The organism is Cupriavidus sp. UGS-1, assembly GCF_021213615.1.
GTDB lineage: Bacteria > Pseudomonadota > Gammaproteobacteria > Burkholderiales > Burkholderiaceae > Cupriavidus.
This window is the reverse complement of the sequence record NZ_JAJQJF010000034.1, coordinates 1-11,675: the sequence shown is the minus strand read 5'-3', so window position 1 is coordinate 11,675 and position 11,675 is coordinate 1. Positions and strand designations below refer to the sequence as shown.

At 68.6% G+C, this 11,675-nt stretch carries 12 protein-coding genes and 1 pseudogene; 1 reads left to right on the top strand and 12 read right to left on the bottom strand.

Annotated features, from left to right (window positions below; translation table 11 throughout):
- Both LRR16_RS24530 and surE read right to left on the bottom strand, forming a co-directional pair.
- Positions 1–136: pseudogene (locus tag LRR16_RS24530) on the bottom strand (protein-L-isoaspartate O-methyltransferase); the annotation flags it as partial.
- A 45-nt stretch (positions 137–181) separates the two neighbouring features.
- On the bottom strand, positions 182–934 hold the full coding sequence (gene surE, locus LRR16_RS24325) for a 5'/3'-nucleotidase SurE (RefSeq protein WP_232207348.1): 753 nt from the start codon (positions 932–934) through the stop codon (positions 182–184).
- A gap of 193 nt (positions 935–1,127) precedes the next feature.
- Between surE and LRR16_RS24320 the strand changes: the two genes are divergently transcribed.
- Positions 1,128–2,102, top strand: a complete 975-nt coding sequence (locus LRR16_RS24320) for an NADPH:quinone oxidoreductase family protein (RefSeq protein WP_232207347.1) — start codon at positions 1,128–1,130, stop codon at positions 2,100–2,102.
- Positions 2,103–2,270: 168 nt separating this feature from the next.
- On the opposite strand, the gene LRR16_RS24315 is transcribed toward LRR16_RS24320, so the two are convergent.
- The 10 genes from LRR16_RS24315 to LRR16_RS24270 form a co-directional block, all read right to left on the bottom strand.
- Positions 2,271–3,062, bottom strand: coding sequence for an ABC transporter permease (locus LRR16_RS24315; RefSeq protein WP_064577454.1), 792 nt, complete (start codon positions 3,060–3,062; stop codon positions 2,271–2,273).
- A 75-nt stretch (positions 3,063–3,137) separates the two neighbouring features.
- Positions 3,138–3,950, bottom strand: coding sequence for an ABC transporter ATP-binding protein (locus LRR16_RS24310; RefSeq protein WP_232207346.1), 813 nt, complete (start codon positions 3,948–3,950; stop codon positions 3,138–3,140).
- Between the two features lie 242 nt (positions 3,951–4,192).
- Entirely contained in the window at positions 4,193–5,239 is a 1,047-nt protein-coding gene (locus tag LRR16_RS24305; protein ID WP_232207345.1) for an ABC transporter substrate-binding protein, read from the bottom strand.
- A gap of 243 nt (positions 5,240–5,482) precedes the next feature.
- Positions 5,483–6,466, bottom strand: a complete 984-nt coding sequence (locus LRR16_RS24300) for a tripartite tricarboxylate transporter substrate binding protein (RefSeq protein ID WP_023263603.1) — start codon at positions 6,464–6,466, stop codon at positions 5,483–5,485.
- Positions 6,467–6,625: 159 nt separating this feature from the next.
- Entirely contained in the window at positions 6,626–7,624 is a 999-nt protein-coding gene (locus tag LRR16_RS24295; RefSeq protein ID WP_232207349.1) for a hydroxymethylglutaryl-CoA lyase, read from the bottom strand.
- Positions 7,625–7,626: 2 nt separating this feature from the next.
- Positions 7,627–8,823 carry a CaiB/BaiF CoA-transferase family protein gene (locus LRR16_RS24290; protein WP_232207344.1) on the bottom strand — a complete coding sequence of 399 codons (1,197 nt, stop codon included), beginning with the start codon at positions 8,821–8,823 and terminating at the stop codon, positions 7,627–7,629.
- A 375-nt stretch (positions 8,824–9,198) separates the two neighbouring features.
- Positions 9,199–10,104: a LysR family transcriptional regulator gene (locus LRR16_RS24285; RefSeq protein WP_006579697.1), complete on the bottom strand. Its 906-nt coding sequence runs from the start codon at positions 10,102–10,104 to the stop codon at positions 9,199–9,201.
- A 49-nt stretch (positions 10,105–10,153) separates the two neighbouring features.
- Entirely contained in the window at positions 10,154–10,768 is a 615-nt protein-coding gene (gene recR / locus LRR16_RS24280; RefSeq protein ID WP_053822074.1) for a recombination mediator RecR, read from the bottom strand.
- Between the two features lie 28 nt (positions 10,769–10,796).
- Complete coding sequence (locus LRR16_RS24275) at positions 10,797–11,129, bottom strand: YbaB/EbfC family nucleoid-associated protein (protein WP_023263605.1); 333 nt, start codon at positions 11,127–11,129, stop codon at positions 10,797–10,799.
- A gap of 109 nt (positions 11,130–11,238) precedes the next feature.
- A partial coding sequence (locus LRR16_RS24270) for a DNA polymerase III subunit gamma/tau C-terminal domain-containing protein (protein ID WP_304524554.1) occupies positions 11,239–11,675 on the bottom strand: 437 nt, incomplete at its 5' end.

Genomic DNA, 11,675 nt, shown 5'->3' with positions numbered 1-11,675 from the left:
TGGGCGCCGGGGCCGGCGTGGCCGCGCGCTTGCCCACCATCGCGGGCAAGCCGGCGGTTCGCGCGGGCGCGGGCTTGCGCTCGACCACGGAGTCGAGCGTCAGCGGAAACTTCGGTCGGCGCGGGCTCGAACTCATGGCCTCAACGCGCCCATGGTCCCGGCGGCCGGCACGCGGCTGGCCTCATGCGAGCCATTGCCGCAGCGAATCGAGCTGGGCGCGATGGGTCAGATCCAGCTGCAGCGGCGTCAGCGAAACGAAGCCTTCCGCGGTCGCGTGGAAATCGGTGCCTTCGCTGGCATCGAGCGCGTCGCCAGCGGGCCCGATCCAGTAGTTGGTCTCGCCACGCGGATTGACCTGCGAGATCACCGGCTGCGAAGGATGGCGCTTGCCCAGCCGCGTGGCGCGCAGCCCGCGGATATGTTCGAACGGCAGATTCGGGATATTGACGTTGAGCAGGAACGGTTCGCGCGGCGGCGTCGCGATCGCGCGCTCGACGATGCCGCGCGCAATGCTGGCCGCGGCATCCAGATGCTCCCAGCCCTTGTCGACCTGCGAGAAGGCGATCGACGGGATGCCGAGCAGATAGCCCTCGATCGCGGCGGCGACGGTGCCGGAGTACAGCACGTCCTCGCCCATGTTCTGACCCTGGTTGATGCCCGACACCACCAGGTCGGGCTTTTCGTCGAGCAGGCCGGTCAGCGCGATATGCACGCAATCGGTCGGCGTGCCATTGACGAAGCGAAATCCCTTCTGCTCGCCCTCTCTGGCCTCGAAGACCGTCAGCGGCCGCTGCAGCGTCAGCGAATTCGATGCGCCGCTATGATTCTGCTCGGGGGCGATCACGGTGATACGGCCCAGCGGCGCCAGCGCGGCATGCAGCATGGCAAGTCCCGGCGCGAGGTAACCGTCGTCGTTGGCGAGAAGGATGTGCATGGCCGCGATTGTACCCGAGGCGATTGCGATGGCGTCGTGCGAAGGGACTGCTGCACCGGGCGATTTGCACCGCATCGCCGCCCTCGCCCACCGAACTGAACGACCGTACTATTTCTGCGCTACACTAGCCCGGGCCGCGTGGCCGCGCGGTCCAGATCGAGGCATCAAGACATCAAGACTGAATGGAGACACGATGAAAGCCGTACTGTGCAAAGCCTGGGGCCCGCCCGATTCGCTGGTGCTCGAAACCCTGCCCGACCTGGTCGCCGGTCCCGGCGAAGTCGTGATCGACGTGAAAGCTGCCGGCGTCAATTTCCCGGACGTGCTGATCATCCAGAACAAGTACCAGGCCAAGCCGCAGCTGCCCTTCTCGCCCGGCTCCGAACTGGCCGGCATCGTCAACTCGGTCGGCGACGGCGTCAGCCACGTCAAACCCGGCGACAAGGTGATCGCCTATCTGGGCAACGGCGCCTTCGCGACGCAGGCCAGGGCGCCCGCCGCCGCGGTCGTGCCGATGCCGCCGGGCATCGATTTCGAGACCGCCGCCGCCTTCACGCTGACCTATGGCACGTCGCACCACGCGGTGGTCGATCGCGGCGAACTGAAGGCCGGCGAGACCATGCTGGTGCTCGGCGCGGCCGGCGGCGTGGGCCTGGCCGCGATCGAGATCGGCAAGGCGATCGGCGCGCGCGTGATCGCGGCCGCCTCGACCGACGAGAAGCTGGCGGTCTGCAAGGAACATGGCGCCGACGCCCTGATCAACTACAGCACCGAGGACCTGCGCGAGCGCATCAAGGCGCTGACCGACGGCAAGGGTCCCGATGTCATCTATGACCCGGTCGGCGGCATCTATGCGGAACCCGCATTCCGCTCGATCGGCTGGCGCGGCCGCTATCTGGTGGTCGGCTTCGCCAACGGCGAGATTCCGAAGATGCCGCTGAACCTGGCGCTGCTGAAGGGCGCATCGCTGGTCGGCGTGTTCTGGGGCGAATTCACGCGCCGCGAGCCACGCGCCAACCAGGCCAACATGGCGCAGATGCTGGGGTGGATGAAGGAAGGCAAGATCCGCCCGCACATCTCGGCGCGCTATCCGCTGGAACAGGCCGCGCAGGCGCTGAAGGACATGGAAGCGCGCAAGGTCACCGGCAAGATCGTGATCGTGCCGTAAGCCTGCGACACTTGAGATCGAACCTTGGGCCTCCTCCCCTCTCCCGCCTGCGGGAGAGGGGTTGGGGGAGAGGGCAGCGGCGGTGGCCATTTGCGAATTCCATCCACATGACGACCGCCCTGTTCCCTCTCCCCGTCCCTCTACCGCAAGCGGGAGAGGGAGAACTCCCTACAGCTTCTCCGTCTCCCCGCTCTTCGGCTGCCACTTCATCAGCCGCCGCTCCACCACCCCCACCATCCAGTCCAGCACCAGCGCGAACGCGGTCAGCACCACGATGCCCGCGAACACCGTGTTGATGTCGAACGTCCCTTCCGCCTGCAGGATCAGATAGCCGACGCCGCGCGCCGAGCCCAGGTACTCGCCGACCACCGCGCCGACGAAGGCCAGGCCCACCGAGGTATGCAGCGACGAGAACACCCAGCTGGTCGCGCTTGGCAGATAGACATGGCGCAGCAGCTGCTGGCGGTTGGCACCGAGCATCCGCGCGTTGGCCAGCACCACGGGGCTGACTTCCTTGACGCCCTGGTAGACGTTGAAGAAGACGATGAAGAACACCAGCGTCACCGCCAGCGCGACCTTGGACCAGATGCCGAGGCCGAACCACACCGCGAAGATCGGCGCCAGAATCACGCGCGGCATCGAGTTCATCGCCTTGATGTACGGATCGAGGATGGCCGAGGCCACCGGGCTCAGCGCCAGCCACAGCCCCACGCCGAGGCCCGCGACGGTGCCGATGCCGAACGCCAGCACCGTCTCGAGCAGCGTCACGCCCAGATGCAGGTAGATGTCGCGCTCGACGAAGAACCAGCTCCAGACGCGCTGCGCCACCAGCCACGGCTCGCCGAAGAAGAACGCCACCTGCTGCGAGCGCGTGGCCAGGTGCCAGGCGCCGAGGATGACGACGAGGACGAGCAGCTGCCAGACGCGCAGCATGCCTTTGGAATCGGTACGAAATGCCATGGATCGTGATTGGTTCGGGTTCGTTGGATCGTCGGCTTGGGGTTGCGGGTCGTCGCGCGCGGGGCGTCGCGCCCTTCAGGCGACCTTGCGCTGCTGCGCATAGCCCTTGAGCACTTCCTCGCGCAGCACGTCCCAGATCGCCGCGTGCAGTTCGACGAAGCGCGGATGGTTGCGGATCTCCGCCACGTCGCGCGGACGCGGCAGGTCGATGTCGAATTCGCCGATCGGATGCGTGGCCGGTCCCGCCGACAGCACCACCACGCGGTCGCTCATCGCGATCGCTTCGTCCAGATCGTGCGTGATGAACAGCACCGCCTTGCGCTTGGCGGCCCACAGCTCCAGCACCTCGTTTTCCATCAGTTGGCGGGTCTGCACGTCGAGCGCGGAGAACGGCTCGTCCATCAGGATGATGTCGGGGTCGAGCACCAGCGTCTGCGCCAGCGCGACGCGCTTGCGCATGCCGCCCGACAGCTGGTGCGGATAGCGGTCGCCGAAGCCGCCCAGGCCCACGCGGCGCAGCCACTCCTCCCCTTCCGCAACCGCCTGCGCGCGCGGCACGCCGCGGAATTCGAGGCCCGCGATCACGTTATCCACCGCGCTGCGCCACGGCATCAGCGCCTCGGTCTGGAACATGTAGCCGGCGCGCGCATTGATGCCCGCCAGCGGCTCGCCGAACACGCGCACCTCGCCGGACGACGGCGCCAGCAGGCCGGCGCCGACATTGAGCAGCGTCGACTTGCCGCAGCCGGTGGGGCCGACCACCGAGACGAATTCGCCGGGCGCGATCGCCAGCGAGACGTCCTTGACGGCGGTGTAGCGCTGGTCGCGGTCCTCGCGCGAGATGAAGGTACAGGTGACGTTGTCGAGAGAAAGGGCCGGAGTGCTCATGCGGTTCGCTGTGCGTGCGCCGCGCATCGGGCAGGCCGACGGCGGCGTGATGTTCGATGGCGCCTCGATGGCGCATCCATGGCGCGGCCTTTGTTCGATACAACCGAAAGCCGCGAGAACGGCGGCCCGCTCGGAAACGGGCCGTCGATCGTCCCGTCATTCCCGCGAAGGCGGGAATCCAGCGTCTCTGGAAGCCACTGGGTCCCCGCCTTCGCGGGGACGACGGTGCGTCGCAGTGTGGCTTACTTGTACTTCGCGTTGGCCTTCTGCACGAAGCTGTTGGTGAAGGTCTGGTCCAGCTTGATCGCCTTGCCCTTGAGCGCCGGATCGAACTGCTGCAGCGTGGCCAGCGCGGTGCGCGGGCCGTCGGCGGGCATCATGCCGTCCGGCGAGATCGCCTCCTTGACCTTGTCCCACGCCGACAGGTACAGCGCGCGGTCGCCCAGCAGATAGCTCTCCGGCACCGTCTTGACGATGTCCGACGGGCCCGCCTTCTGCAGCCATTTCAGCGCGCGCACCATCGCATTGGTCAGCGCCTGCGTGGTGTTCGGGTTCTGCTCGATGAACGAGGCCGACGCATAGAGGCAGCCCGACGGCATGTTGCCGCCGAACACCGCCTGCGTGTCCTTCAGCGTGCGGGTATCGGCCACCACGCGGACCTCGTTCTTCTGCGTCAGCATCGAGATCACCGGGTCCAGGTTCGCCATCGCGTCGATCTGGCCCGAGCGCATCGCCGCGACCGCGCCGTTGCTGGCGCCCACGCCGATGAAGGACACGTCGGAGGGCTTGAGCCCGGCCTTGGCCAGCACGAAGTTGGCCATCATGTTGGTCGACGAACCGGGCGCGGTGACGCCGATCTTCTTGCCCTTCAGGTCGGCGACCGACTTGAAGTCCGGCATGGTCTTGTTCGAGGTCACCAGCACGATCTGCGGCGCGCGGCCCTGCAGCACGAACTCGCGGTAGTTCTGGCCCTTGGCCTGCAGATTGATCGTGTGCTCGTAGGCGCCGGAGACCACGTCGGCGCTCCCGCCGACCACCGCCTGCAGCGCCTTGGCGCCGCCGGCGAAGTCGACGATCTCGACGTCGAGCCCTTCTTCCTTGAAGTAGCCCTGGCGCTCGGCGATCGTCAGCGGCAGGTAGTAGAACAGGTTCTTGCCGCCGACCGCGATCGTGACCTTGGCCTTCTCCGGCTTGCCCTGCGCATGCGCGAAGCCGCCGAAGGTGAACCAGCCGGCCAGGAACAGCACCAGCGCGATCACCACCTGTTTCCAGAATTTCCGGTTGTACATCTGTGTCTCCTGCTTATTGTGTCCCAACGCCGGTGTGTTCCGCCGCCGCGCGGCTTCGTGCGATGCTATCCGAGCGGCGCGGCGCAGCCCAATCGGGAACACTACCTAGCGGGAACGCCGGCGAGAAGGCTGTCGTCCCGCGCAAGCGAGGACCCAGCGGGTCTCGAAGACGCTGGATTTCCGCTTGCGCGGGAAAGACGCGATGGCGCCGGCAGCCGGCAGCCGGCAGAACGCCGCCGGGCCTTACTCGGCCTGGATATTGGCCGACTGGATGACCTTGCCCCAGCGCGTCAGCTCGGCGCGCTGGTACTGGCCCAGCTGCGACGGGTTCATGTACTTCGCCTCGGCGCCCAGTTCCTCGGCCTTCTTGCGGAAGGCATCGGTCTTCATGATCTTGTCGATCTCGCCGGTCAGCTTGTCGATCACCGGCTTGGGCGTGCCGGCCGGCGCGTACATCGCGAACCACGACGACACGTCGAGATCGGCGTAGCCGGCCTCGGGCGCCGACGGCACGTCCTTCAGGCTGGGCAGCCGGTTCTTGCTGGTGACCACCAGCGGACGCAGCTTGCCGGCCTGGATATGCGGAATCAGCGGAGGCGGCGTGGTGATGGTCAGGTCGACCGAGCCGCCGAGCAGGTCGGTCATCGCGGGGCCCGTGCCCTTGTACGGCACGTGCGTGATGCGGATGCCGGCCATCTGGTTCAGCAGCTCGGTGGACACATGCTGCAGCGAGCCGTTGCCCGACGACGCGTAGTTCAGCTTGTTCGGATTGGCCTTGGCGTAGGCCACCAGCTCGGACAGCGACTTGACCGGCAGGCTCGGGCGCACCACCAGCACCTGCGGCGCCGACAGCAGATTGGCGACCGGCGCGAAGTCCTTGACCGGATCCCACGACAGGCCCTTCATCAGCAGCGGCGTGATCACGTGGAAGCCCGAATACTGCACCAGCAGCGTGTAGCCGTCTGGCTTGGCGCGCGCCACCAGTTGGGCGGCGATGCCGCCGGCGCCGCCGGGGCGGTTCTCGACGACGACGGGCTGGCCGAGCGCCTTGGCCAGCGGCTCGGAAATCATCCGCGCCGCCAGGTCGGTGGTGCCGCCCGGCGCCGCCGACACGATCAGCGTGACGGCGCGGTTGGGATAGGCGCCGTCCTGCGCGTGCGCGCCGGCGCTCAGGCACGCTGCGGCCGCGCAAACGGCCGCGGCGAGCAGACGACGGCGGCCCGGCATGGCCGAGTCAGCGACCGGGCTGGCGGAATGGAACGGTTGGGACGAACGGATCGACATGCTGTCTCCTCCAGGAATCGATGTTGTTTTTGGGTTGGGGTTGCGGACCTTCATCCGCGTGCTTGCTGATTGCTGTTGTTCTTGGGGATAGGCCACCTGCCCTCACTGCCCCGCGAAATGCTCCGCCAGCCAGGCCGGCGGCTGGTGCGTCCGCAGCCGCGGTCCGGCGCGCAGCAGCTGGCTGCAGACCTCGCGCTCGACCACGGTCGGCAGCTCGCCGATGATGCCGAGCAGGCGCTGCAGATCGACGCCGGTGTCCACGCCCATCGACGCGAACATATGGACCAGGTCCTCGGTCGCGACGTTGCCGCTGGCACCGGGCGCATAGGGGCAGCCGCCCAGCCCGCCGGCCGCCGCGTCAAAGCGCGACACGCCGGTCTCCCAGGCGGCCAGCGCATTGGCCAGTCCCATGCCGCGCGTGTTGTGCAGATGGATCGTCAGGCCGGTAGCCGGCAGTTCGCGCTGGAAGCTCTCGCAGACCGCGCGCACCTGGTTCGGATAGGCCATGCCGGTGGTATCGCACAGCGTGATGCCGTCGGCGCCGGCCAGCGCGAAGCTGCGCGCCAGCGCCATCACCGCGTCGATCGCGACCTCGCCCTCGAACGGGCAGCCGAATACCGTCGACAGCGAGACATTGACCGGCACGCCGGCCGCGCGCGCGACTTCGATCATCGCCAGCAGCTGCGCCTGCGATTGCGCCCGCGTCATCCGCAGATTGGCGCGGTTGTGCGTCTCGCTGGCCGACATCACCAGATTGACCTCATCGGGCCGGCACGACAGCGCGCGCTCCAGCCCGCGCAGATTCGGCACCAGCACCGTGTAGCGCACGCCGTCGGCGCGGCGCATCTGGTGCATCACCGCCTCGGCGTCGGCCAGCGCGGGAATCGCCTTGGCCGAGGTGAACGAAGTCGCCTCGATGCGGGCGAAGCCGCAGTCCGACAGCGCCTCCAGCAGCGCGACCTTGGCGTCGGTCGGCACCACCACCGGTTCGATCTGCAGGCCGTCGCGCGGTGCGACCTCGTTGATCTCGATGCGGGCCGGACCACGCAGCGGGAAGCTGGTCGTCGAAGGCGTGGCCGATGCGGTCGCGCTGATGTTCATGTTCATGCCACCACCCCGCGTGCGCGCAGATCGGCGATCGTCGCGGCGTCGAAGCCGGCCTGCGCCAGCACCGCATCGGTATGCTCGCCGAGCGTCGGCGCGCGATCGTGGATCGCGCCGGGACTGCCCGACAGCTTGGGCACGATGCCCGGCACCTCGACCGTCAGGCCGCTGGCCGCGGTGACCTGCTCGATCACGCCGCGGGCGCGGTAGTGCGGATCCTCGGCGATGTCCTTGACCGTGTAGATGCGGCCGGACGGCACCTGGGCCTCGCGCAGCACGGCCAGCGCGCTGTCGATGTCCTGCGTGCGCGTCCACGCGGCGATCGCGGCATCGAGATCGTCGACCCGCGCCACGCGGCCGTCGTTGCGCGCCAGCGCCGGATCGTCGGCCAGGTCGGCGCGGCCGATCGCCTGCATCAGCCGCTTGAAGATGGCATCGCCGTTGGCGGCGACCAGCACGTATTCGCCGTTGGCGCACGGATAGGCGTTCGACGGCGCAATGCCGGGCAACGCGCCGCCCGCCGGCTGGCGCACCGCGCCAAAGGCCGAATACTCGGGCAGCAGGCTCTCGCTCAGATTGAACAGCGCCTCGTACAGCGCCACGTCGATGACCTGACCGGTGCCGCCGCGCGCATCGCGCTCGTACAGCGCCAGCAGCACGCCCAGCGCGCCATGCAGGCCGGCGATGGTATCGCCCAGCGACAGCCCGGCGCGCACCGGCGGGCGTCCGGGCTCGCCGGTCAGATGGCGCAGCCCGCTCATCGCCTCGGCGACAGCGGCAAAGCCGGGCTCGTCGCGCTTCGGGCCGGTCTGGCCGTAGCCCGATACCCGCAGCATGATCAGCTTCGGATTGGCGGCGTGCAGCACGTCCCAGCCCAGGCCCCATTTCTCCATCGTGCCGGGGCGGAAGTTCTCGATCAGCACGTCGGCCTCGGCCGCCAGCTTGCGCACCAGCGCCTGCCCGTCCGGGTTGCGCAGGTCGATGCAGATCGATTCCTTGTTGCGCGACTGCGCCTCCCACCAGACCGAGGTGTCCTGATACAGCATGCGCCATTTGCGCAGCGGATCGCCCTGTCCGGGCGGCTCGACCTTGATCACGTGGGCGCCGAAATCGGCCAGCGTCTTGGCGGCGAAGGGGCCGGCGATCAGCTGCCCGAGTTCGAGCACGCGGATGCCATCCAGAATCTGTCGCGGCATGCGGATTGTCTCCGGGGATCGGTGTGTGTCTGGCGATCGCGAGGCGCACTGGGACACGGCCCTGCGATCGAATTTGCACGCAGTGTGCCGCAGGGCCTTGGGGCGCGGAAGGCGTCAATCGGTGAAGCGGGCTTTCACCGAACGCGAAAGGCTGCTGCCCTCTCCCCTACCCCTCTCCCGCAAGCGGGAGAGGGGAAAACCGTGAGGCCAGCGGGCTCCCTCTTCCTCTAGCCGGAGACGGGAAAACCGTCGGGTGCCAGCAGCAGGCTCCCTCTCCCGCTTGCCGGAGACGGGAAAACCATCGAGTGCCAGCAGCAGGCTCCCTCTCCCGCTTGCGGGAGAGGGTGGGGAGAGGGCAGTCCTCAGTGCGGGAAATCAGAACGGCGCGCGCTCGCCGCAAAGATGGGTGATCAACAGCCGGGCCGACACCGTCAGCGCGGCCGGATCGCGCATGCCGATCAGCAGCGAGCGCTGCGCCCAGGCGTCCTGCAGCTTGACCAGCGACAGGCCCATCGACTTGACGTGCGGCTCGGCGGCGATGCGCGGCAGCACGCCGACGCCCAGGCCCGCCATCACCATGCGGCACATCGCATCGAAGCTGCGCACCTGGATGCGCAGACGGAACGGCCGCTCCAGCCGGCTGCTCTCCTCGAGCAGCCGCGCGGCCAGCGAGGTCACCTGCGGCAGGCTGACGAAGTCGTATTCGAGGGTATCGGCATAGCGCACCGGCCCGCGCTGCGACAGCGGATGCCCCGGCGGCGTGACCAATACCAGTTCGTCCTGGCGATATTCGACGGTGACCAGCCCCGCGCTGGGCGTGCGGTCGGCAAAGATGCCGACGTCGGCGCGGTTCTCGACCAGCGCCGCGACGATATCGCCGCTGTTCTGCTCCTCCAGCTCGATGCGGATGGTCGGATGCAGGCGCATGAAGCCGGCCAGATCGTCGGGCAGGAACTGCGTGATCGCCGACGTGTTGGCGCAGACACGCACCTGCCCGCGCACGCCCGACGCATAGTCCGACATCACGCCCGCCATCCGCTCGACGTCCTGCAGCACGGTCAGCGCATGATGGAAGCACGCCTGCCCCGCCTCGGTCAGCTGCACGCCGGCCGCATGGCGGAAGAACAGCGGCGCGCCGACGGCGGCCTCGAGATCGGAAATCCGTTTGCTGGCCGCGGCAACGGCCAGATGCGACTGGCGCGCGCCGGCCGAGATGCTGCCCTGCCGCGCGACGGCGACGAACAGTCCGAGCGTGACCAGATCGAAGCGGGCCAGGTTCATCGGGCGATCAGACCATGCGGGCCGAAGCGATGCGATGCGGCATCGCGCTTCACAGCGTGCGGCGGTCCATCACCGCGCGCGCGATGGTGCCGGCATCGACGTATTCGAGTTCGCCGCCGACCGGCACGCCGCGGGCCAGCCGCGAGACCTTGAGCCCGCGCGCCTTCAGCATCTCGCCGATGTAGTGCGCGGTGGCCTCGCCCTCGCTGGTGAAATTGGTGGCGACGATGACCTCGGCCACCGGGCCGCCCAGCGCGGGGTCGGTGGCGCGCGCCAGCAGCCGGTCCAGATGGATCTCGCGCGGGCCGACGCCGTCCAGCGGCGACAGCCGGCCCATCAGCACGAAATACTGGCCGCGATAGGTCAGCGTCTGCTCGATCATCACCTGGTCGGCCGGCGTCTCGACCACGCACAGCAGCGAGGCATCGCGGCGCGCGTCCAGGCAGGTCTCGCAGACCTCGGCCTCGGTGAAGGTATTGCAGCGCGCGCAATGGCGCACGCCGTCGGCGGCGCCGCGCAGCGCGTCGCCGAGCCGGCGCGCGCCCTCGCGGTCATGCTGCAGCAGGTGATAGGCGATCCGCTGCGCCGACTTCGGGCCGACGCCGGGCAGCACCTTCAGTGCCTCGACCAGCGCCTGCAGCGAGGTGGGAGTGGATGCCTTCATCGGGAGTGCGGGTTCGGCAAGCCGGCGCTCAGAACGGCAGCTTGAAGCCCGGCGGCAGCGGCAGGCCCGAGGTCATCGAGCCCATCTTCTCCTGCGTGGTGGCCTCGGCCTTGCGCACCGCATCGTTGAACGCGGCCGCGACCAGGTCTTCCAGCAGCTCCTTGTCCTCGCCCTCGGCGAGCAGGCTCGGATCGATGGTCACGCGCTTGACGTCGTTCTTGCAGGTCATCACGACCTTGACGAGACCGGCGCCGGACTGGCCCTCGACCTCGATCAGCGCGAGCTGCTCCTGCATCTTCTTCATGTTTTCCTGCATCTGCTGGGCTTGCTTCATCAGCCCGGCGAGTTGGCCCTTCATCATGGTGCTTCTCCTGAGTTCGATGGATTCGGTGGATTCGGTGTCGGTGCGCGCCGGGCGGCTTCTCTATGTGCGTGTGGACGTAGGGAACGTGATGGCCGGCGCGCCGGTGTCACAACGCCCGCGGCTGGATCGAGCCCGGCACGATCTGGCCGCCGAACTCGCGCAACAGGCCCTGCACGAAGGGATCGTTCTCGATCGCGGCCTCGGCCGCGCGCTGACGCTCCGCGCGCGCCTGCGCATCGGCGGCCGCGGCGGTCTCGCTGACCGCCCCGACCTCGCAGTGCACGCGCACCGCTTCGCCGAAATGGTCCGACAGTGCCTGCGCCAGCCGCTCCACTGCATTGCCTTCCGCGATCGCCGCCACGGGCGCGCGCAGCACGAAGGTGCGGCCCTGCACGCGCGCCAGTTCGCTCTGGTACGCGAGCTGCTGCGCCAGGCCCTTCAGCGGCAGGCTGGCGGCCAGCGCGGGCCAGTCGCCGCCAAAGATCGCGGGCGTGCCATCGTCCGGCGGCAGCGGCGCGGCGGCCGGCGGCGTCTTGATGGGGC

Excerpts from the sequence above, each read along its gene's own strand:
- LRR16_RS24310 (WP_232207346.1), bottom strand. The coding sequence starts at position 3,950 with ATGAGCACTCCGGCCCTTTCTCTCGACAACGTCACCTGTACCTTCATC.
- LRR16_RS24300 (WP_023263603.1), bottom strand. The coding sequence starts at position 6,466 with ATGCCGGGCCGCCGTCGTCTGCTCGCCGCGGCCGTTTGCGCGGCCGCA.
- LRR16_RS24295 (WP_232207349.1), bottom strand. The coding sequence starts at position 7,624 with ATGAACATCAGCGCGACCGCATCGGCCACGCCTTCGACGACCAGCTTC.
- LRR16_RS24290 (WP_232207344.1), bottom strand. The coding sequence starts at position 8,823 with ATGCCGCGACAGATTCTGGATGGCATCCGCGTGCTCGAACTCGGGCAG.
- LRR16_RS24285 (WP_006579697.1), bottom strand. The coding sequence starts at position 10,104 with ATGAACCTGGCCCGCTTCGATCTGGTCACGCTCGGACTGTTCGTCGCC.
- surE (WP_232207348.1), bottom strand. The coding sequence starts at position 934 with ATGCACATCCTTCTCGCCAACGACGACGGTTACCTCGCGCCGGGACTT.
- LRR16_RS24315 (WP_064577454.1), bottom strand. The coding sequence starts at position 3,062 with ATGGCATTTCGTACCGATTCCAAAGGCATGCTGCGCGTCTGGCAGCTG.
- LRR16_RS24275 (WP_023263605.1), bottom strand. The coding sequence starts at position 11,129 with ATGATGAAGGGCCAACTCGCCGGGCTGATGAAGCAAGCCCAGCAGATG.
- LRR16_RS24320 (WP_232207347.1), top strand. The coding sequence starts at position 1,128 with ATGAAAGCCGTACTGTGCAAAGCCTGGGGCCCGCCCGATTCGCTGGTG.
- recR (WP_053822074.1), bottom strand. The coding sequence starts at position 10,768 with ATGAAGGCATCCACTCCCACCTCGCTGCAGGCGCTGGTCGAGGCACTG.
- LRR16_RS24305 (WP_232207345.1), bottom strand. The coding sequence starts at position 5,239 with ATGTACAACCGGAAATTCTGGAAACAGGTGGTGATCGCGCTGGTGCTG.